The sequence below is a fragment of the Streptomyces sp. NBC_00654 genome (assembly GCF_026341775.1).
GTDB lineage: Bacteria > Actinomycetota > Actinomycetes > Streptomycetales > Streptomycetaceae > Streptomyces.
Window position 1 is genome coordinate 2,149,933 of record NZ_JAPEOB010000002.1, and the last position, 20,866, is coordinate 2,170,798.

Here is a 20,866-nt window from a genome sequence, read left to right on the forward strand (position 1 = left end):
CGGTCACACCCCAGCGACGGGGCCCGGCGTACGGCGCACATGCATGGAGGACGTGACGTGGCGAACGACGCCAGCACCGTTTTCGACCTAGTGATCCTCGGCGGTGGCAGCGGCGGGTACGCCGCGGCCCTGCGCGGAGCGCAGCTGGGCCTGGACGTCGCCCTGATCGAGAAGGGCAAGGTCGGCGGCACCTGCCTGCACAACGGCTGCATTCCCACGAAGGCGCTGCTGCACGCCGGCGAGATCGCCGACCAGGCACGCGAGGCCGGCCAGTTCGGCGTCAAGACGACCTTCGAGGGCATCGACATCGAGGCCGTCCACGCGTACAAGGACGAGGTGATCGCCGGCCTGTACAAGGGCCTGCAGGGTCTCATCGCCTCGCGCAAGGTCCACTACATCGAGGGTGAGGGCCGGCTCTCGTCGCCCACCTCGGTGGATGTGAACGGCCAGCGCATCCAGGGCCGCCACGTGCTACTGGCGACCGGCTCCGTGCCGAAGTCGCTGCCGGGCCTGGAGATCGACGGCAACCGGATCATCTCCTCGGACCACGCGCTGAAGCTGGACCGGGTCCCGAAGTCCGCCATCGTGCTGGGCGGCGGCGTCATCGGCGTCGAGTTCGCCTCCGCGTGGAAGTCCTTCGGCACCGAGATCACCATCGTCGAGGGCCTGAAGCACCTCGTCCCGGTCGAGGACGAGAACAGCTCGAAGCTTCTTGAGCGCGCGTTCCGCAAGCGCGGCATCAAGTTCAACCTCGGTACGTTCTTCGAGAAGGCCGAGTACACGCAGGACGGCGTCCGCGTGACCCTGGCCGACGGCAAGACCTTCGAGGCCGAGCTGCTTCTGGTCGCCATCGGCCGCGGCCCGGTCTCGCAGGGCCTGGGCTACGAGGAGGCCGGCGTCGCGATGGACCGCGGCTATGTCCTAGTCGACGAGTACATGCAGACCAACGTCCCGACCGTCTCGGCCGTGGGCGACCTGGCCCCGACCCTCCAGCTCGCGCACGTCGGCTTCGCCGAGGGCATCCTGGTGGCGGAGCGGCTGGCCGGTCTCAAGACCGTCCCGATCGACTACGACGGCGTGCCGAAGGTGACGTACTGCCACCCCGAGGTCGCCTCCGTCGGTATCACCGAGGCCAAGGCCAAGGAGATCTACGGTGCGGACAAGGTCGTCGCCCTCAAGTACAACCTCGCGGGCAACGGCAAGAGCAGGATCCTGAAGACCGCGGGCGAGATCAAGCTCGTCCAGGTCAAGGACGGTGCCGTGGTCGGCGTCCACATGGTCGGTGACCGCATGGGCGAGCAGGTCGGCGAAGCGCAGCTGATCTACAACTGGGAGGCGCTGCCCGCCGAGGTCGCGCAGCTCATCCACGCCCACCCGACGCAGAACGAGGCCATGGGCGAGGCCCACCTGGCTCTGGCCGGCAAGCCTCTCCACTCCCACGACTGATCCTCAGTCCCGGGCGCGACGACCGACCACTTCCGCATTTTCGTAAGGAGCAACTGAAACCATGTCGGTTTCCGTAACCCTTCCGGCGCTCGGCGAGAGCGTCACCGAGGGCACTGTCACCCGCTGGCTGAAGGCCGAGGGCGAGCGCGTCGAGGCCGACGAGCCGTTGCTCGAGGTCTCGACCGACAAGGTCGACACCGAGATCCCGGCGCCCGCGTCCGGCATCCTCGCCGCCATCAAGGTCGCCGAGGACGAGACCGTCGAGGTCGGCGCCGAGCTGGCCATCATCGACGACGGCACCGGAGCCCCGGCCCCGGCCGCCGCTCCGGCAGCCGAGGCACCCGCCGCTCCGGCCCCCGCCGCCGAGGCTCCGGCCCCGGTGGCCGAGGCACCCGCCGCTCCGGCCCCCGTGGCCGAGGCACCCGCCGCCGCCCCGGCCGGTGGCGCCGCCGGTACCGACGTCACCCTCCCCGCGCTCGGCGAGAGCGTCACCGAGGGCACCGTCACCCGCTGGCTGAAGGAGGTCGGCGAGGAGGTCGCGGAGGACGAGCCCCTCCTGGAGGTCTCCACGGACAAGGTCGACACCGAGATCCCGGCCCCCGTCGCGGGTGTGCTGCTGGAGATCGTGGTCGCCGAGGACGAGACCGCCGAGGTCGGCGCCAAGCTCGCCGTCATCGGTGCCGCGGGTACGGCTCCGGCCGCCGCCCCGGCCCCGGCCGCTCCGGCGCCCGCTGCCGCCCCGGCTCCCGCTGCCGCCCCGGCTCCGGTGGCCGCTCCGGCACCGGCTCCGGCTCCCGTGGCCGCTCCGGCCCCGGCCCCGGTGGCTCCCGCCGCTCCGGCCCCGGTCGCCGCTCCGGCGCCCGCCCCCGTCGCCCCGGCTCCGGTGGCTCCGGTGGCTCCGGTGGCTCCGGCCGCACCGTCGGGTGACGACGGCGCGTACGTCACGCCGCTGGTCCGCAAGCTCGCCTCCGAGAACGGTGTCGACCTGGGCGCGGTCAAGGGCACCGGCGTCGGTGGCCGTATCCGCAAGCAGGACGTCGTCGCCGCCGCGGAGGCCGCCAGGGCCGCCGCTGCCGCTCCGGCGCCCGCGGCTCCCGCCGCCGCCAGGGCTCCGAAGCTGGAGGCCTCCCCGCTGCGCGGTCAGACGGTCAAGATGACCCGTATGCGCAAGGTCATCGGCGACAACATGATGAAGGCGCTGCACTCGCAGGCCCAGCTGACCACGGTTGTCGAGGTCGACATCACGAAGCTGATGAAGCTGCGCAACCAGGCGAAGGCCGCCTTCGCCGCCCGTGAGGGCGTCAAGCTGTCCCCGATGCCGTTCTTCGTGAAGGCGGCGGCCCAGGCGCTGAAGGCCCACCCGGTCGTCAACGCCCGGATCAACGAGGACGAGGGCACCATCACGTACTTCGACTCGGAGAACATCGGCATCGCCGTGGACGCCGAGAAGGGTCTGATGACCCCGGTCATCAAGGGTGCGGGCGACCTGAACATCGCCGGTATCTCGAAGAAGACCGCCGAGCTGGCCGGCAAGGCCCGCGGTGGCGGCCTGACCCCGGACGACATGTCGGGTGCCAGCTTCACGATCAGCAACACCGGTTCGCGCGGTGCGCTGTTCGACACCGTCATCGTGCCCCCGAACCAGGCAGCCATCCTGGGCATCGGTGCCACGGTCCGCCGTCCGGTGGTCATCGACCACCCGGACCTCGGCGAGACGATCGCGGTGCGCGACATGACGTACCTCGCGCTCTCCTACGACCACCGTCTGGTGGACGGCGCGGACGCCGCCCGCTACCTGACCACGGTCAAGGCGATCCTGGAGGCCGGTGAGTTCGAGGTCGAGCTCGGCCTCTGAACGACCCGTCTGTAACCAGCCTCACCAGCGGCGCCCCCGTCCGGAACTCCTCCGGGCGGGGGCGCCGCCGTATTGTCTAAGACCGACCGGCACTGTCCGGGACCGACCGGCACCGGCCAGGACCCGCCGCGAACGGCGCCCACCGGCCGGCCGGTCTCCACACCGCCGCTCACCCCTGCCGCCGTGCTGGTGTAGGCAGCACCGGTTTGCCCAGAAGGAGCACCCCATGACCCCGCCAGTCGTCCACTCGCTGCGCGAACAGATCCGCGAGCACATCGTGGACGGGATCGTCAGCGGGCGCTGGAAGCCGGGCGAGCGGATCGTGGAGCGGCGCATCGCCACCGAGCTGGAGGTCAGCCAGACGCCCGTGCGCGAGGCGCTGCGGGAACTGGAGACGCTGCGGCTGATCGAGTCGGCGCCCAACAAGGGCGTCCGCGTCCGCAATCTCACCGCCGCCGATCTGGAGGAGAGCTACCCCGTACGGGCCGGGCTGGAGCAGATCGCGGCGGAGCTGGCGGCCGGGGTGCTGGGCGAGGACTGCTCGGCGCTGACGCCCCATGTGGCGGCCCTGTACGAGGCGGACCGGCTGGCCGACGGGGAGGCCCAGGTGCGGCACACGGTGGCGTTCCACCGGGAGATGGTGCGGGCCGCCGGGAACGCCGTACTGCTGCACACCTGGGAGGGGCTGGGCATCGAGGTGTTCACGGCCCTGTCCATCCGCTGGCTGGGCACGGTGCAGAAGTCGTACGCGGAGGAGCACGAGGCGCTCGTCGAGGCGTTCCTGCGGCAGGACCCACAGATCGGGCTGCTGGCGAAGGCGCACGTCCTGGGCTGCGCGCCGCGCGCCTGAGCCCCCCGATCATCTGCGCCGAGGGGCGCTCGACCGTGCGGCCGGCCACCCCTTATGTGCGGTTTGCCCCGTCACTCCGTGCCCTGTTTCGCGGCACCCCATGCCACTTTTCTTCAGATCGAGAAGTTTTGCCTTCAATCCTTTGATCGATCATCGATCAGCGACTTAGAGTTCACTCCGCGGGCCCACCGGCCCCATTCGCCCTGTCCTGCCAGCCAGGGCCTTTCTCCACCCCCCTCCTCTCCGGAAGGCGGCGATCATGACCGACCCCGTAGGAAAGCTTCCGAGCGAGCTCGACCAGCTCCCGGACCGTGACCCCGAGGAGACCGCCGAATGGGCGGCCTCCCTGGACGCCGTCACCAAGGCCGCGGGCCCGCACCGCGCCGCATACCTGATGCGCCGTTCGCTCCAGCACGCCGAGGGCGCCGGTCTCGCGCTGCCCAAGCTGCTGGAGACCGATTACGTCAACTCCATCCCCACCGCCGCCGAGCCCGCGTTCGACGGCGACCTGGAGATGGAATCCCGGATCACCGCCTGGAACCGCTGGAACGCGGCCGCGATGGTCACCCGCGGCGCCCGCGCCGGCGTCGGCGGCCACATCGCCACCTTCGCCTCGGCCGCCTGGCTGTACGAGACCGGCTTCAACCACTTCTTCCGCGGCAAGGAGGGGGACGGCTCCGGCGACCAGCTCTACATCCAGGGCCACGCCTCCCCCGGCATCTACGCCCGCGCCTTCCTCGACGGCCGGCTCAGCGAGCGGCAGCTGGACAACTTCCGCCAGGAGACGGGCGGCGACGGTCTGCCGTCCTACCCGCACCCGCGGCGGCTGCCCTGGCTGTGGGAGTTCCCCACCGTGTCGATGGGTCTCGGCCCGCTCTCCGCCATCTACCAGGCGCGCTTCAACCGCTATCTGACCAACCGCGGCATCAAGGACACGTCGGAATCGCACGTCTGGGCCTTCCTGGGCGACGGCGAGATGGACGAGCCCGAGGCGACCGCGGCCCTCGCCCTCGCGGCGCGGGAGCAGCTGGACAACCTGACCTTCGTCATCAACTGCAACCTCCAGCGCCTCGACGGCCCGGTCCGCGCCAACTTCCGCGTGGTCCAGGAGCTGGAGGGCGCGTTCCGCGGTGCCGGCTGGAACGTCGTCAAGACGCTCTGGGGCAACGCGTGGGACGAGCTGTTCCAGCTGGACACCACGGGTGCGCTGGTCCGACGGCTCCGCGAGGTCCCGGACGCGCAGTTCCAGACGTACGCCACCCGCGACGTCGCGTACATCCGTGAGCACTTCTTCGGCACCGAGCCCGCGCTCGCCGCGCTGGCGAAGCTGCTGACCGACGCGAAGATCGCCGAGTGCTTCTACACCTCCCGCGGCGGCCACGAGGCCCGCAAGGTGTACGCGGCCTACCGCGCGGCTCTCGCGCACAAGGGCGCGCCGACCGTGGTCCTCGCGCAGACGGTGAAGGGCTACACGCTCGGCAAGGGCTTCGAGTCCAAGAACGCCAACCACCAGATGAAGAAGCTGTCCGTCGACGAGTTCAAGGACATGCGCGAGCTGCTCGGACTCCCGATCCCGGACAGCGCCTTCGCGGACGGCCTGGTGCCCTACGGCCACCCCGGCGCCGACTCCCCCGAGGTCCGTTACCTCCAGGAGCGGCGTGCCGAGCTCGGCGGCCCCGCCCCGGCCCGCCGGACGCACCTGGTGTCCCTGCCGCAGCCGGAGGAGCGCGCGTTCAAGGCGCTGTACAAGGGCTCCGGCAAGCAGGAGATGGCCACCACCATGGCGTTCGTACGCCTGGTGAAGGACCTGATGCGGGACAAGGAGACCGGCAGGCGCTGGGTGCCGATCGTCCCGGACGAGGCCCGTACCTTCGGTATGGAGTCGCTGTTCCCGTCGGCCGGCATCTACTCCCCGCTGGGCCAGACGTACGACCCGGTCGACCGCGACCAGCTGATGTACTACAAGGAAGCCAAGGACGGCCAGATCCTCAACGAGGGGATCACCGAGGCCGGGGCCATGGCCGACTTCATCGCCGCCTCCACGTCGTACGCGACGCACGGCGAGACGATGATCCCCTTCTACATCTTCTACTCGATGTTCGGCTGGCAGCGGACCGGCGACCAGATGTGGCAGCTCGCCGACCAGCTCGGCAAGGGCTTCATCGTCGGTGCCACCGCGGGCCGCACGACGCTCACGGGCGAGGGTCTCCAGCACGCGGACGGCCACTCGCACCTGATCGCGTCCACGAACCCGGCGTCGCTCAACTACGACCCGGCGTTCGCGTACGAGATCGCGGTGATCGTCAAGGACGGTCTGCGCCGGATGTTCGGCCCCGCGCCGGAGGACGTCTTCTACTACCTGACGGTCTACAACGAGCCGAAGGCCCAGCCCGCGATGCCCGAAGGTGTCGAGGAGGGCATCCTCAAGGGCCTGTACCGCTTCAAGGAGGGCACGCCCGTCACGGCGGACGCGCCGCGCCTCCAGCTGCTCGCCTCCGGTACGGCCATCCACTGGGCCCTGAGGGCCCAGGAGCTGCTGGCCGCCGACTGGGGTGTCACGGCCGACGTCTGGTCCGCCACCTCGTGGGGCGAGCTGCGCCGCGACGCGCTGGCGTCCGACGAGGCGCTGCTCCGCGGCGAGCAGCAGGTGCCGTACGTGACCCAGGCGCTCTCCGGTGCGCCGGGCCCGGTGCTCGCGGTCAGCGACTGGATGCGTCAGGTCCCGGACCAGATCAGCCAGTGGGTGGAGCAGGACTGGTCCTCGCTCGGCACGGACGGCTTCGGCCTCTCCGACACCCGTGACGCGGCCCGCCGCCACTTCGGTGTCGACGCCGAGTCGATCACGGTCGCGGCCCTGGCCCAGCTGGCCCGCCGCGGCGAGGTCACCGCGTCCGCGGTCAAGGAGGCCCGGGAGCGCTACGGGCTCTGAGCCCCCACGGCCCCCGGAGCCTCGACAGTCCCCGGTCACCGGGTGTGCGCGCCGGTCGCGCACACCCGACGGCCGGGGGCTTCGCCGTGCGGCGACAATGGGCCCATGCGCGCTGCCCGGCTGATCAAGATGGTGCTGCTCCTCCAGTCCCGTCCCACCATGACCGCCGCCGAACTGGCCAGGGAGCTGGAGGTGTCGGAGCGGACGGTCACCCGGGACGCGCAGGCGCTCTCCGAGGCGGGTGTCCCGGTGTACGCGGACCGGGGCCGGGCCGGCGGCTACCGGCTCATCGGCGGCTACCGCACGCGCCTCACCGGGCTCGCCCGTGACGAGGCCGAGGCCCTCTTCCTCTCCGGGCTCCCCTCCGCGCTGCGCGAGATGGGCCTGGCGGACGCCGCGTCCGCCGCCCGGCTGAAGGTGTCGGCGGCCCTGCTGCCCTCGCTGCGGGACGCCTCCGACTCCGCCGCCCAGCGCTTCCATCTGGACGCCCCGCGCTGGTACCACGAACCGGCCACCCCCGAACTGCTGCCCGCCGTGGCCGAGGCCGTCTGGGACGACCGCCTCGTCCGGGCCCGCTACCGCAAGGGGGGCGAGGGCGGCGCGGAGGTGGAGCGGGACATGGCCCCGTACGGTCTCGTCCTCAAGGCCGGGGTCTGGTACCTCTGCGCCCGGGTGGCGGAGGACTTCCGGGTGTACCGGATCGACCGCTTCACCTCCGTGACACCGGCGGAGGAGCACTTCGCACGCGACGAGGGCTTCGACCTGCCCCGCTTCTGGGACGAGCGGGCGGCGCAGTTCGCCCGCTCGCTGCTGCGTACGGAGGTGACGGTACGGGTGTCCGGCGCGGGCGCCGGGCGCCTGGCGCACACGGGCGACCGGGCCGCCGTCCAGGAGGCGCTGGACGCGGCCGGGCCCCCGGACGCGGACGGGTGGCGCACGGTCACCCTGCCGGTCGAGTCGCTGGACGTGGCGTACGGCCAGCTGCTGACGCTGGGGCCCGAGTTGGAGGTCCTGGATCCGCCCGCGTTCCGCGCCCGCTTCGCCGAGGCCGCCGAACGGCTGCGCGAGCTCTATCGCTGAAAGGCTTCATTTCGGTGTCTCCGCGTGCGTCGCCCGCCGCCAAGCACGATGCTGGACCCGTGATGGACGAGACGGAATTCTGGGAGCTCATCGACAGCACCCGCGAGGCCGCCGAGGGCGACCCCGAGGACCATGCCGACCTGCTGGTGGAACGGCTGGTGCAGCTCGATCCCGATTCCGTGCTGGACTTCGCCCGGCACTTCGAGGCCCGCTACAACCGCGCGTACCGCTGGGACCTGTGGGGCGCCGCCGCCGTGCTGCTCGGCGGGGCGAGCGACGACGCGTTCGACTTCTTCCGGTGCTGGCTGATCGGCCAGGGCCGGGAGGTCTTCGAGGGCGCGCTGCACGATCCGGACAGCCTCGCCGGGCTTCTCGACGACTTCGACGAGGAGCTCGACGGGGATGCCGAGGACCTGGGCTACGCCGCCGACGAGGCGTACGAACAGCTCACCGGCGTGGTCGCGCCGGACCTGGGGCTTCCGCCGCAGGCCACGGATCCCGGGGGCACTCCGGTGAGCTTCGAGGACGACGCGGCCCTGGCGGCACGTTTCCCCCTGCTGTGGGACCGCTTCGGCGCGGGCTGACCCGGGGGCGGGCCCGCGGGCTGACCCGGGGGCGGGCACCCCGGGCCGGGGCCTGCCTGGATCAGAAGTGGGTTCCGCCGTCGATCCGGATCTCCGTACCGGTGATGAACGCGCCGTCCTCGGAGCCGAGCATCGCGACGACACCCGCCACGGTGTCCGGGCTGGCGAAGCCCGCGCCGAGGGCCGGGGAGAGCTTCGCGAAGAGCGACATGTCGGCGTCGGCGGGCAGCCCCGGGCCGTTGCCGCTCGTCATGTCGGACGAGATCGAGCCGGGCGCGACGGCGACGAACCGCACCCCCTGCTTGCTGTACTCGCTCGCCAGGGCGTGGGTCATCGACTGGATGCCGCCCTTGCTCGCCGCGTAGGCCGCCATGTATGGGTGCGCGAAGGCGGCCGAGGTGGAGGAGAAGTTCACGACGGCCGGCGCGTCGCCCTCCAGCAGGGCCGGGATCGCCTCACGGACCATCAGGAACGTGCCGGTGAGGTTGACCGCGATGATCTTGTTGAAGAGCTCCAGCGTGGTCTTGTGCGTGTGCTCGGAACGCAGGATCCCGGCCGCGTTCACCAGCACGTCCAGGCCGCCGAGGGTGTCGAGCGCGGAGGCGACACCGGCGCGTACCGACGCCTCGTCGGAGATGTCCAGGGCCAGGGTGGTGAGGCGCTCGGCGGTGCCGTCGGCCACGGCGGTCCCGTAGGTCTCCGCCAGCCCGGCCGCGTTGACGTCGGCGGCGACGACACGGCCGCCCTCGGCCAGGACGCGGTGGACGGTGGCCCGGCCGATGCCGGAGCCGCCGCCGGTGATGAGGACGCGGCGGCCTTCGTAGCGGTTCATGTGATGTCTCCCGATCCCGGATCCGCCGGCGTGTGCGCCGGATGTCCGATGACGATCCCGAGGGATATCCGGCTGGACGTCCCGATTCATGTCCACCGTACGTCTAGGTGTCACGTTTTGCCATAACAGCATTACGTGCATCCGCATTCCGTCCGCGCCCCGCCCACCGGGGTAATCTGCTGGGAATGAGCCCTCAGCAGCCGTCCCTCACCGAGCGCCGCAAGGCCGCCACCCAGCTGGACATCGCGCGGGCGGCCGCCGCGCTCTTCGCGGAGCGCGGACCGGACGGCACCACGGCCGAGGACATCGCCCACCGGGCGGGCGTGGCGCTGCGCACCTTCTACCGGTACTTCCGGTCCAAACAGGACGCGGTGGGCCCTCTGCTGTCCGGCGGCGCCGAGCGCTGGCGGGGCCTGCTCGAAGCGGCCGAGCCCGGATCCCCGTTCGCCGAGGCCCTGGAGCGCGCCGTCAACGACTCGCTGGCCGCGCCGGACGCCTCGGCGGTCGAGCAGCTCACCTGGACGCGCGGTCTGCTCCGGGCCGCCGACGGAGATCCGGCGCTGCGCGCGGTCTGGTACCGGGTCAACCAGGACTCCGAGGAGCGGCTGCTCCCGGTGCTGACCCGGCTGGTGGGCGAGGGCGCGGACCCGCTGGAGGTACGGCTCGCGGCGGCGGCCGCCACCGCCGCGGTACGGGTGGCACTGGAGGCCTGGGCCCGGACGGACGCACCGGCGACCGGCGACGGTTCACCGGCCGCGCTCGCGGTGCGCTGCCTGCATGAACTCATGGGCGGAACCCGGCTGTTCAAGGGGTGATCCGACTCCCCGCCGACCGCCGCGACCGGAACGCCACGTCCGGCCGGGCCCGCCGGAAGGCCCGTCAGGAAGCCGTCAGGCGGTCGTCAGCGAACGCCCCATCAGAACGTCGTCGACATAGCGTCCGTGCAGGAAGAACTCCCCCCTCAGCACGCCCTCCACGGCGAAGCCCTCCGACGCGTACAGGGCACGGGCCGGGGCGTTGTGGCCGAGCACCCGCAGGGTGACGCGGTTCGCGCCCTGGCGCCGCGCCTCGGCGCAGGCGGCCCGCAGCAGGGCCCGCGCGACGCCGTTACCGCGCGCCCAGCCGGCGACGGCCAGGCCCTGTATCTGCCGCACATGCGCGTTGCAGGCCAGCGGGGTGGGCGGCACGAGCCGGATGTACCCGGCGATGCGGAGCCCTTCGGAAGCGCTGTGCGCCTCCGCCACGAGGAAGTCCCCGGGCCGGTGCCGCTCGTCGTAGAAGGGCTCGTACGGCGGCTGCGGCTTCGGCTGCACGGCGTGCAGCGTCGACCAGGTGGCCCGGTCGAGCTCACCCAGCGCGTCGCCGTCGGCGAGCACCGCGTGACGGACGGGGCGGAGCGGGAGCGAGTCCATGGCCTCACTGTGCCACGCCGCGATCCGGGCGATCCACGGAGTTTCCGCGTGATCCACCGGGGTTCCGTGTGATCCATGGGGCAGGATGGGCCCATGCTGCGCACCCGTATCGCCGTGAGCGGATCGTCCGGACTCATCGGAGCGGCGCTGGTGCGCTCGCTGCGGGCCGACGGACACGAGGTCACCCGCCTGGTCCGGCGTCCGGCGCGGGCGGGCGACGAGGTGGAGTGGGATCCCGGACGGGGTTATGTGGACGTGGCCGGCCTGGTCGGCTGCGACGCCGTCGTCCATCTCGCCGGGGCCGGGGTCGGCGACCGCCGCTGGACCGAGGCGTACAAGCGGGAGATCCGCGACAGCAGGGTGCTGGGCACCGCCGCGATCGCCGAGGCCGTCGCCTCGCTCGACACTCCCCCGAGGATCCTGCTGTCCGGGTCCGCGATCGGCTTCTACGGCGACACCGGGGACCGCGCGGTGGACGAGAGCGCTCCGCCCGGCGAGGGCTTCCTGCCCTCCGTGTGCGAGGAGTGGGAAGCGGCCACCGCCGCCGCGGAGGAGGCCGGTGTACGGACGGTGCACGCGCGCACCGGACTGGTGGTCGCCCGCCGGGGCGGGGCCTGGGGCCGGCTCTTCCCGCTCTTCAAGGCCGGACTCGGCGGACGGATGGGCAACGGCCGCCAGTACTGGAGCTTCATCGCGCTGCACGACCACATCGCGGCCCTGCGCCACGTCCTCGAAACGGAGACGCTGTCCGGACCGGTGAACCTGACCGGACCCGATCCCGTCACCAACGCCGAGGTGACCGCCGCGATGGGCCGCGTGCTGCACCGCCCGACGCTCTTCACCGCCCCCGCGCCCGCGCTGCGCGTCGCCCTCGGGGACTTCGCCGGGGACGTCCTGGGCAGCCAGCGGGTACTGCCGGCGCGGCTCCTCGACTCCGGATTCACCTTCGCCTTCCCGGGAATCGACGCGGCCGTCCGCGCGGCCCTGCGCTGATCCGGCACCCGGTGGCGGGGCCGCCGCCCCGCACCGTGTGCGACCCCATGCACCGGCCCCCAGGTGCGCGCGACTGTATCTGTATCGGCCATCCTCCTAGCCTCGACCCGAACTCCGGCATTCCGGGGGCCTGTTGGGGGCAAGAGCCCCCCACCAGTCGCGCCGACTCGGGAGGGGCATGTGCTCAGCACGGCACACCACGCGGACGTGGTCATCATCGGGGCCGGAACAGCCGGTCTGTCAGCGGCCCATCAGCTGACCAGCGCGGGGGTCAGCGTCACAGTTCTGGAGGCCGCCCCCCATGTCGGCGGCCGCCTGGTCACCCACGAAGTGGACGGCTTCCTGCTCGATCGCCTGGGCCCCCTGCTCAGCACCTCGCACCCCGAACTGCGCCTCACCCCCGGGCTCGACGGTCTGGTCCTGCGGGAGTTCGCCCCCGGGGTCCTCGTCCACAGCGAGGGCCGCCGCCACCGGACCGGCGACATACGAAGCGCGAGGGGCGCACTGAAAGCGGTGCGCACCCGGTCGAGCGCCCCCCGCACCCGGCAGGGCACGGGCCGGGGCGATGGCCGGGGCATCCCCCGGAGCGGCGCCATGGCGGAGGCCATCGACCGGGCCCGGCTCGGGGCCGCCCTGTCCCGGCTGGCCGCCGTTCCGGCCGACCGGATCCTGAACCGCCCGGAACGGACGGCGCTGGCCGCCCTGCCGACCCACGGCCTCCCCGCCCGGACGGTCAACGGCTTTCTGCGCCCGCTGCTCTCCGCGCTGCTCAGCGACCCGGAGCTCACCACATCGAGCCGGCGCGCCGATCTCGCCCTGCGCGGCTACGCGCGCGGCGGGCTCTGTGTGCCGGAGGGCGGCTCGGCCGCCCTGCCCGCACTGCTGGCGGCCACGCTGCCGCCGGGCACCGTACGGACGGGAGTCCATGTCACGGCCGCCGACATCACCTCGGTGCGCACCAAGGAGCACGGTGAACTGAACTGCCGCTCCCTGCTGCTGGCCACCGGGGCGGGAGCGGCCGCCGAGCTGCTGCCGGGGCTGCGGATTCCGGCCTTCCATCCGGTGACGGTCCTTCACCACACGGCGCCCGCCCCGCCGCCGACGGGCAGTTCGCTGCTGCTGGACGCCGACCGCTCGGGCCCGGTCGCGTACAGCGCCGTGATGAGCGAGGTCGACCCCTCGCGCGCGCCCCGGGGCCGCACGCTCATCACCTCGACGGTGCTCGGCACCCCGCCGCCGGACCTCGACCGCTCGGTCCGCGGACATCTCGCGGCGCTGTACGGCACCCCGACGGACGACTGGGAGCTGCTGGCGGCCCATCACGACCCGGAGGCGGTCCCGGCGATGGAGCCGCCGCACGATCCGCGCCGCCCGGTCCGGCTGCTCGCCGGGCTGTACGTGTGCGGTGACCACCGCGACACGAGCACGGTCCAGGGCGCGCTGTACTCGGGGCGCCGCGCGGCCGCGGCGATCCTGGCCGACCTGGGCGTACGGAAGGAGTACGGGGACGGCTCCACGCTCACCGAAGCGGCGTAGGCGCGGGGCGCCACGCCACAGGGCCGGGGCGCCGCGCCGGCCCCGGTCAGCCGAGGGCGGCGACCCGGTCGCGGTATCCGCGTACGGCGGCCGCGTCCCGGTACGGCTCCAGCCGGCGCTCGAACTCCCGCACATACTCCGTGGCGCGGGCCGAGCGCATCTCGGACGCCTGCTGCGCCGCCTCGGCGGCCAGCAGGCAGGCCTGGTCCAGTTCGCCGAGGCCGAGCCGCGCGGTGGCGAGCACCACCCGGCAGAACAGTCTGCTGCGGGCGTAGGCCGGGGCGCGCAGCTGGAGCGAGCGCTCCGCGTGCTGCGCGGCGGCCCGGTACTGCTGGAGGTCCCGGTGGCAGTGGCCGAACTCGTCCGCCAGCTGGGCCTCGTCGAAGTACCGGGCCCAGTGCGGCATCTCGTCGCCGGGGCGCGCGGACTCCAGGGCGCGCTCCGCGCGGGCCAGCGAGGCGACGCACGCCCGTGCCTCACCGAGCACCCCGTGCCCGCGCGCCTCCACCGAGTGCAGCAGCGCCTGGGCGACGGGGGGCGCGGCGGAGCCGATGCCCTGCTGGGCGACGCGCGCCAGCTGGACTCCCTCCCTGCCGTGGCCGAGGTAGACCGCCTGACGGCTCATGGTGATCAGGACGTAGGCGCCGTAGCCCCGGTCTCCGGCGGCCTGGGCGAGCCGCAGGGCCTGGACGAAGTAGCGCTGGGCCAGACCGTGCGCGGCGATGTCGTACGAGGTCCAGCCCGCCAGCCGGGTCAGGTCCGCGGCCGCCGAGAACAGCCGCCTCCCGGTGGCCTCGCCGTAGCTCCCCCGGAGCATCGGCTCGGCCTCGTGCTCCAGATACCGCACCAGGGCCTGCCGGGCGTGTCCGCCGCCGTAGGCGTTGTCGAGGGTGCGGAAGAGCTCACCGACCGAGCGGAGTGCGGCGACGTCCCCGCTGCCCACCCGCTGCCCCGGCCCGCGGTCGGTGGAGCGCTGCCTCGGCACGACGGGCGGTGCCGGCGGCACGGGTGGGCGCACGGGTCCGGGGCCGGTCGTACCGGCGCCCCCGCGGCCTCGCTGTCCCCCCAGCGCCGAGGAGCGGTGCGGGCCGGAGCCCGGCCCGCCCGTGCCCATCGGTCCGGGGGCCCCGCCGGGTCCGGCCGCCCCTGTCGCGCCGGGCGCCCCGGCTCCTCCGAGCCCTCCGGCCCCCGCGGTTCTGCGGGGCGCGCCCGGCGGGGCGGTGGACTGCGCCGCCGCGGCCCGGGGTGCCGTGTCGCCGTTGCCCGCCCACTCGTCGGCCCGTCCGATCAGCCAGTCCCGGCTGGGGACGACCAGTCCGGCCGGGGTGAAAGCGATCTTGCGCAGCTCCGCGTGGCTGCCGGAGTCCTTGCGCCACAGGCCGCTGACGATGTCGACCGCCTCGGCCGGGGTGGCCGCGAACTCCAGCCCCGCGTAGACGGGCGCGCAGGCGTCGAGGCCCAGGTCCTGCGCGGAGAGCCGGCGTCCCAGTCGCCGGGTGAAGACCTCGGCGATCAGCGCGGGCGTGGTTCCCCGGGGCTGCTGTCCCCGCAGCCAACGGGTCACCGAGGTCTTGTCGTACCGCAGATCGAGGCCGTGTTCGAGTCCGAGTTGATCGACCCGGCGGGCCAGGCCGGCATGGGAGAAACCGGCTTCCGCGATGAGTGAGGCGAGTCGGCGGTTGGGGGTGCGCTGCGGGGGTCGTTCCGACATCAGCTGTACGGTCTCCTGCCTTCGGGGCCGGGCGGGCAGCCCTAATGGAACGGCGCGAATTTAGCGGCCTCCTGGGCGGTCACAGCCACCTTTGCTCCACTTTCATCCGATCGTGTGAGGATTGCGGGCAGTGCTGACGGGAATGACCTGCCGGGTCACCCGTTCGGGAGCGGTCGTACAGTGGCCCGGGGCGCGATCAGTGCAGGGCGACGTGGCTCCGGGGACATCCCTCCGGGCTCCCGGCACCACGAGTAGGAAGGGCATCCCCGTGAGTGAGCTGCGGTTCGTCCGTCTGGGGTTCGGCGAGGAAGCGGTCGAGTACCAAGAGGCCTGGCAGAAGCAGCGCGAGGTGCACGCGGCCCGGTTCGAGGACACCGTCCCGGACACCTGCCTGCTCCTGGAGCACCCGCCGGTCTACACGGCGGGACGCCGCACGGCGGACAGCGAGCGCCCGCTGGACGGCACTCCGGTCATCGACGTGGACCGCGGCGGCAAGATCACCTGGCACGGCCCGGGGCAGCTCGTGGGCTACCCCATCCAGAAGCTGCCGCGCCCGGTCGACGTCGTCGCGCATGTCCGCCGGCTGGAGGACGCGCTGATCCGTACGGCGGCCGAGTTCGGCCTGGAGACCTCCCGGGTCGAGGGCCGCAGCGGTGTCTGGGTGCTGGGCGACCCGGTCGAGGAGCGCCGCTCGTCCGGCGGGCTCTCGCTCGACTTCGACCCGAGGCTCCAGGACGACGAGTTCGACCCCCGGCTGAACGGCCCCGAGTACGCCCCGTCCAACGCGGGCCAGCGCCGTGAGGACCGCAAGCTCGCCGCGATCGGGATCCGGGTCGCCAAGGGCGTGACCATGCACGGTTTCGCCCTGAATGTGAACCCGGACAACACCTGGTTCGACCGGATCGTGCCCTGTGGCATCCGGGACGCCGGGGTCACCTCGCTCAGCAGCGAGCTGGGCCGCGAGATCACCATCGCGGACGTCCTCCCGGTCGCCGAGAAGCACCTGCGGGACGTCCTGGAGAACGCGGATCTCGCGCCCAGGGTGATCGAGCCCCCGCGGGCCGCGGCTTCCGCTTAGGGCCGTTCGGGGAATAGGCCCCGATGGCCACAGGTTGGCCAGGCGTAAGACCGTTTGAACTACGGGCGTACCCTGGTGTTCGCCGAAGAATCGAATGCAGTGAGAGCAAAGGGGAGTGCCGGAGTGTCCGCTGTCGCACCCGACGGGCGCAAGATGCTGCGCCTGGAGGTCCGGAACAGCCAGACCCCCATCGAGCGCAAGCCCGAGTGGATCAAGACCCGGGCGAAGATGGGCCCCGAGTACAACCAGTTGCAGAAGCTCGTCAAGAGCGAGGGGCTGCACACGGTCTGCCAGGAGGCGGGCTGTCCCAACATCTTCGAATGCTGGGAGGACCGCGAAGCCACCTTCCTCATCGGTGGCGACCAGTGCACCCGGCGCTGTGACTTCTGCCAGATCGATACGGGCAAGCCGCAGGCGCTGGACCTGGACGAGCCCCGCCGTGTCGGCGAGTCGGTCGTCACGATGGACCTGAACTACGCCACCATCACCGGCGTCGCCCGCGACGACCTGGAGGACGGCGGCGCCTGGCTGTACGCCGAGACCGTGCGCCAGATCCACGCGCTGACGGCGGAGCGGGAGGCCGGTGCGACCAAGGTCGAACTGCTGATCCCCGACTTCAACGCGGAGCCCGAGCAGCTCGCCGAGGTCTTCTCCTCGCGCCCCGAGGTGCTCGCGCACAACGTGGAGACGGTGCCGCGGATCTTCAAGCGGATCCGCCCCGGCTTCCGCTACGAGCGTTCCCTGGAAGTCATCACGCGGGCCCGCGAGGCCGGCCTGGTGACCAAGTCCAACCTGATCCTCGGCATGGGCGAGACCCGCGAGGAGGTCAGCGAGGCGCTCCAGGACCTGTACGACGCGGGCTGCGAGCTGATCACGATCACGCAGTACCTGCGGCCGTCCGTGCGGCACCACCCGGTCGAGCGCTGGGTGAAGCCGCACGAGTTCGTGGAGCTGAAGGACGAGGCCGACGCGATCGGCTACTCCGGTGTGATGTCGGGGCCGCTGGTGCGTTCCTCGTACCGTGCCGGGCGCCTCTTCCAGCAGGCGATGGAGGCCCGCGGCGCCGCCGCGGTCCCCGCGGCCGCCGCCCCCAGTGTGTGAATCTGCGCACAAGTGACTACCGGTCGGTAATGACCCGTTCGGCGCGGCCCGTACGCTCCCCCGCAGGTGGGGGGACGCGTATGGGCCGCTTCGACGTGCGCGCCGCCGGAATCAAGGTTTCATTGGTGTTTGACCGACCGGTCACGCACTGGTAACACCGAGCAGTGACCCTAGGTACACCCGCGGCACCGGCTCCCGCAGCCGCTGTCGATGCCGTCACCGCTCGCCGTACACCGCTCCGCCCCCATTCCGCGCATCCGCTCCGAGGGGAACCACCACGATGCAGGCCGCGCCGGTCCGTACCATCCCGTCCGTCACCCATGCCCTGCGTGCCGTCGAGTCGCTGCTGCTGAGCAGCGGCCAGCGCACGGCCCGCCGCAACGCCTGGACGGCGGTCCTGGAGGACCGCCGCCGGGCCAAGGACCGCGTCGAGGCCCTGCACGTACTGGAGGCCGTGGCCGACCGCCGTTCCCGGGCCACGTAAACTTCTGTACATGGCGAGGAAGGCAAACACTGAAGGCGCGGACAGCGCCGAGAACGCGGGGCGGCTCAAGCAGATCGCCCTGACCTACAAGATGACCAGGCGGACCGACTCCAAGATCGGTCTTGTCGTCGCTGGTGTGGGAATCGTCACCTTCGGTGTCCTTCTCGCCATCGGCTTCGTGGTCGGGCATCCGGTCTATCTGGGCATCCTGGGCTTCGTCCTGGCCCTCCTCGCGATGGCGATCGTCTTCGGGCGGCGTGCCGAGCGGGCGGCCTTCGGGCAGATGGAGGGACAGCCCGGCGCGGCGGCGGCGGTACTGGACCGGGTCGGCCGCGGCTGGACCACGACGCCCGCGGTCGCGATGAACCGCAGCCAGGACGTCGTCCACCGGGCCGTCGGCAAGGCCGGCATCGTGCTGGTGGCCGAGGGCAACCCGAACCGGGTGAAGAGCCTCCTGGCGGCCGAGAAGAAGAAGATGGCCCGCATCGTGATCGACGTACCGGTGCACGACATCATCGTCGGTGACGGCGAGGGCCAGGTGCCGCTGAAGAAGGTGCGCACCAAGATGCTGAAGCTCCCGCGCGTCCTGACCGGCCCGCAGGTGACCGCGGCCAACGACCGGCTGCGGGCGATGGGCGACCTGATGAGCAACATGCCGCTGCCGAAGGGCCCGATGCCCAAGGGCATGCGGATGCCGCGCGGCGGAAAGATGCGCTGACCGCCCCACCCACGCGCGAAAGAGGCGGCCCCGGTACCGATCGGCCTGATCGGTACCGGGGCCGCCTCTTTCGTTCTTTTCCCTGCCCGGTGCCCTGTGCCCCCGTACGGGGATCCGGCTCAGATACGGACCTGAACGGCGCGGGCCAGCCGGTCGTGCAGACCACGCCCGTCGCGGTCCCAGACCAGGGCGGGAATGACGAGAAGGAGCAGCACGCTCCGCAGGATCACGCGGCCACCACCGGCCCGGCCTCCGTTCTCGGAGACGACGCGCAGCCCCAGGATGCGCTTGCCGGGCGTGGAGCCGATGGTTCCGACCGTGAGCACGCTCATCACGAGGAAGATCCCGAGTGCCCAGTTGCCCGCCGCCTGCTGGTCACCGCGAGCGAGCAGCCCGTATGCGATCACCATGCAGAGCGACCAGTCGATGAAGAGTGCTCCGAAGCGGCGGCCGAGCGGGGCCACGGACCCCGGTCCCTTCTCGGGCAGACCGAGCCTCTTGCCCCGGTAGCCGAAGTCGGCACCCATCTCCTCGGCGGCCGCGCGCGGCCCGGAGAGCCACGATCCGATTGCTTGCCTGTTGTCCACCCGTCCACGGTACTGCGCGGGTGTCCGCGCCCGGCCGGGCGGGGCACCGGTACACGTCGCTGAGGCGCCGCTCACACCCGCCCCGGTTAACTTGGGCGAAACAAATGGGTCATGCTTGAGAAATCCCGCCTGCCTATGGTCGGGTCCAGCGTGTGCCACCGCACTGGCCGCACAACGAGCTGCAACCCCGTCCCTCCCGGGCCGGGAGTAGGAGGAGTTGGATGTTCCAGAACGCCGACGAAGTGCAGAAGTACGTCGCGGACAACGACGTCAAGTTCATCGACGTCCGGTTCTGCGACCTGCCCGGGGTGATGCAGCACTTCACGATCCCGGCAGCGACCTTCGACCCGGCCGAGGAACTCGCCTTCGACGGTTCGTCGATCCGCGGCTTCCAGGCCATCCACGAGTCCGACATGGCGCTCCGCGCCGACCTGTCGACGGCTCGGGTGGACCCGTTCCGCCGCGACAAGACGGTCAACATCAACTTCTTCATCCACGACCCGATCACCGGCGAGCAGTACAGCCGTGACCCGCGCAACGTGGCCAAGAAGGCGGAGGCGTACCTCACCTCCACCGGCATCGCGGACACCGCGTACTTCGGTCCCGAGGCCGAGTTCTACGTCTTCGACAACGTCCGCTTCCAGACGTCGGCGAACGAGAGCTTCTACCACATCGATTCCGAGGCGGGCGCCTGGAACACCGGTGCGACCGAGAACAACCGCGGCTACAAGGTCCGCTACAAGGGCGGCTACTTCCCGGTCCCGCCGGTCGACCACTTCGCCGACCTGCGTGCCGAGATCTCCCTGGAGCTGGACAAGAACGGCCTCCAGGTCGAGCGCCAGCACCACGAGGTCGGCACCGCCGGCCAGGCCGAGATCAACTACAAGTTCAACACGCTGCTGGCCGCGGCCGACGACCTGATGCTCTTCAAGTACATCGTGAAGAACGTCGCCTGGCGCAACGGCAAGACCGCGACCTTCATGCCGAAGCCGATCTTCGGCGACAACGGCTCGGGCATGCACGTCCACCAGTCCCTGTGGGCCGGCGGCGACCCGCTGTTCTACGACGAGCAGGGCTACGCGGGCCTGTCGGACATGGCGCGCTACTACATCGGCGGCATCCTCAAGCACGCCCCGTCGCTGCTGGCCTTCACCAACCCGACGGTGAACTCGTACCACCGCCTGGTCCCCGGCTTCGAGGCCCCGGTCAACATGGTGTACTCGCAGCGCAACCGCTCCGCCGCGATGCGCATCCCGATCACGGGCTCGAACCCGAAGGCCAAGCGCGTCGAGTTCCGCGCCCCGGACCCGTCCTCGAACCCGTACCTGGCCTTCGCCGCGCTGCTGATGGCTGGCCTCGACGGTGTGAAGAACAAGATCGAGCCGGCCGAGCCGATCGACAAGGACCTCTACGAGCTGGCTCCCGAGGAGCACGCCAACGTCCAGCAGGTCCCGACCTCGCTCCCGGCCGTGCTGGAAGCGCTGGAGGCCGACAACGAGTACCTCCAGGCCGGCGGTGTCTTCACGCCCGACCTGATCGAGACGTGGATCGACTACAAGCGCACGCACGAGATCGCCCCGATCCAGCTGCGCCCGCACCCGCACGAGTTCGAGCTGTACTTCGACCTCTAAAGCACGTCCCCGTCGGCCGGTGAGGCCGCCGGAGTCATC

General features: G+C 71.8%; 18 protein-coding genes. 14 read left to right on the forward strand and 4 right to left on the reverse strand.

The genetic code is table 11. The features are described 5' to 3' along the window. Positions 1-57: 57 nt before the first annotated feature. The 6 genes from lpdA (at position 58) to OHA98_RS29860 (ending at position 8,744) form a co-directional block, all read left to right on the forward strand. On the forward strand, positions 58-1,446 hold the full coding sequence (lpdA, locus tag OHA98_RS29835; RefSeq protein ID WP_266930041.1) for a dihydrolipoyl dehydrogenase: 1,389 nt from the start codon (positions 58-60) through the stop codon (positions 1,444-1,446). A gap of 61 nt (positions 1,447-1,507) precedes the next feature. Beyond that, entirely contained in the window at positions 1,508-3,301 is a 1,794-nt protein-coding gene (sucB, locus tag OHA98_RS29840) for a 2-oxoglutarate dehydrogenase, E2 component, dihydrolipoamide succinyltransferase (RefSeq protein WP_266930042.1), read from the forward strand. Positions 3,302-3,527: 226 nt separating this feature from the next. After that, positions 3,528-4,151, forward strand: a complete 624-nt coding sequence (locus OHA98_RS29845; protein ID WP_266930044.1) for a GntR family transcriptional regulator — start codon at positions 3,528-3,530, stop codon at positions 4,149-4,151. Between the two features lie 259 nt (positions 4,152-4,410). After that, positions 4,411-7,080, forward strand: a complete 2,670-nt coding sequence (gene aceE / locus OHA98_RS29850; protein ID WP_266930045.1) for a pyruvate dehydrogenase (acetyl-transferring), homodimeric type — start codon at positions 4,411-4,413, stop codon at positions 7,078-7,080. Positions 7,081-7,185: 105 nt separating this feature from the next. Next, positions 7,186-8,160, forward strand: coding sequence for a YafY family protein (locus OHA98_RS29855; protein ID WP_266930046.1), 975 nt, complete (start codon positions 7,186-7,188; stop codon positions 8,158-8,160). Between the two features lie 62 nt (positions 8,161-8,222). Continuing rightward, a complete protein-coding gene (locus OHA98_RS29860) occupies positions 8,223-8,744 on the forward strand; it encodes a DUF4240 domain-containing protein (RefSeq protein WP_266930048.1) in 522 nt (173 codons plus the stop codon). Between the two features lie 61 nt (positions 8,745-8,805). Here the strand turns inward: OHA98_RS29860 and OHA98_RS29865 are convergent, their stop codons facing one another. Next, positions 8,806-9,576 carry an SDR family NAD(P)-dependent oxidoreductase gene (locus OHA98_RS29865; RefSeq protein WP_266930049.1) on the reverse strand — a complete coding sequence of 257 codons (771 nt, stop codon included), beginning with the start codon at positions 9,574-9,576 and terminating at the stop codon, positions 8,806-8,808. A 185-nt stretch (positions 9,577-9,761) separates the two neighbouring features. Here OHA98_RS29865 and OHA98_RS29870 point away from each other — a divergent pair, with 185 nt between their 5' ends. After that, entirely contained in the window at positions 9,762-10,391 is a 630-nt protein-coding gene (locus tag OHA98_RS29870) for a TetR/AcrR family transcriptional regulator (protein WP_266930050.1), read from the forward strand. A 75-nt stretch (positions 10,392-10,466) separates the two neighbouring features. Here OHA98_RS29870 and OHA98_RS29875 read toward each other — a convergent pair whose 3' ends face one another. After that, on the reverse strand, positions 10,467-10,988 hold the full coding sequence (locus OHA98_RS29875; protein WP_266930979.1) for a GNAT family N-acetyltransferase: 522 nt from the start codon (positions 10,986-10,988) through the stop codon (positions 10,467-10,469). A 93-nt stretch (positions 10,989-11,081) separates the two neighbouring features. On the opposite strand from OHA98_RS29875, the gene OHA98_RS29880 reads away from it, so the two are divergent. After that, positions 11,082-11,981, forward strand: a complete 900-nt coding sequence (locus OHA98_RS29880; protein WP_266930052.1) for a TIGR01777 family oxidoreductase — start codon at positions 11,082-11,084, stop codon at positions 11,979-11,981. Between the two features lie 180 nt (positions 11,982-12,161). Then, the gene (locus OHA98_RS29885; RefSeq protein ID WP_266930053.1) at positions 12,162-13,517 is read left to right on the forward strand and encodes an NAD(P)/FAD-dependent oxidoreductase; all 1,356 of its coding nucleotides are present in this window, start codon (positions 12,162-12,164) and stop codon (positions 13,515-13,517) included. A gap of 46 nt (positions 13,518-13,563) precedes the next feature. Here OHA98_RS29885 and OHA98_RS29890 read toward each other — a convergent pair whose 3' ends face one another. Continuing rightward, positions 13,564-15,228: a regulator gene (locus OHA98_RS29890; RefSeq protein ID WP_266930054.1), complete on the reverse strand. Its 1,665-nt coding sequence runs from the start codon at positions 15,226-15,228 to the stop codon at positions 13,564-13,566. A gap of 268 nt (positions 15,229-15,496) precedes the next feature. Between OHA98_RS29890 and lipB the strand changes: the two genes are divergently transcribed. The 4 genes from lipB to OHA98_RS29910 all read left to right on the forward strand — a co-directional run bounded on the left by lipB (position 15,497) and on the right by OHA98_RS29910 (position 18,609). Then, entirely contained in the window at positions 15,497-16,306 is an 810-nt protein-coding gene (lipB, locus tag OHA98_RS29895; protein WP_266930055.1) for a lipoyl(octanoyl) transferase LipB, read from the forward strand. Between the two features lie 123 nt (positions 16,307-16,429). After that, entirely contained in the window at positions 16,430-17,407 is a 978-nt protein-coding gene (gene lipA, locus OHA98_RS29900) for a lipoyl synthase (RefSeq protein WP_266930057.1), read from the forward strand. 280 nt (positions 17,408-17,687) lie between these two features. Continuing rightward, positions 17,688-17,891, forward strand: a complete 204-nt coding sequence (locus tag OHA98_RS29905) for a hypothetical protein (protein ID WP_266930059.1) — start codon at positions 17,688-17,690, stop codon at positions 17,889-17,891. A 10-nt stretch (positions 17,892-17,901) separates the two neighbouring features. Beyond that, the gene (locus OHA98_RS29910; RefSeq protein ID WP_266930060.1) at positions 17,902-18,609 is read left to right on the forward strand and encodes a DUF4191 domain-containing protein; all 708 of its coding nucleotides are present in this window, start codon (positions 17,902-17,904) and stop codon (positions 18,607-18,609) included. A gap of 119 nt (positions 18,610-18,728) precedes the next feature. Here OHA98_RS29910 and OHA98_RS29915 read toward each other — a convergent pair whose 3' ends face one another. Continuing rightward, a complete protein-coding gene (locus tag OHA98_RS29915; protein ID WP_266930062.1) occupies positions 18,729-19,196 on the reverse strand; it encodes an RDD family protein in 468 nt (155 codons plus the stop codon). 221 nt (positions 19,197-19,417) lie between these two features. Between OHA98_RS29915 and glnA the strand changes: the two genes are divergently transcribed. After that, positions 19,418-20,827, forward strand: a complete 1,410-nt coding sequence (gene glnA / locus OHA98_RS29920) for a type I glutamate--ammonia ligase (RefSeq protein ID WP_266930063.1) — start codon at positions 19,418-19,420, stop codon at positions 20,825-20,827. The last annotated feature ends 39 nt before the right edge of the window (positions 20,828-20,866 follow it).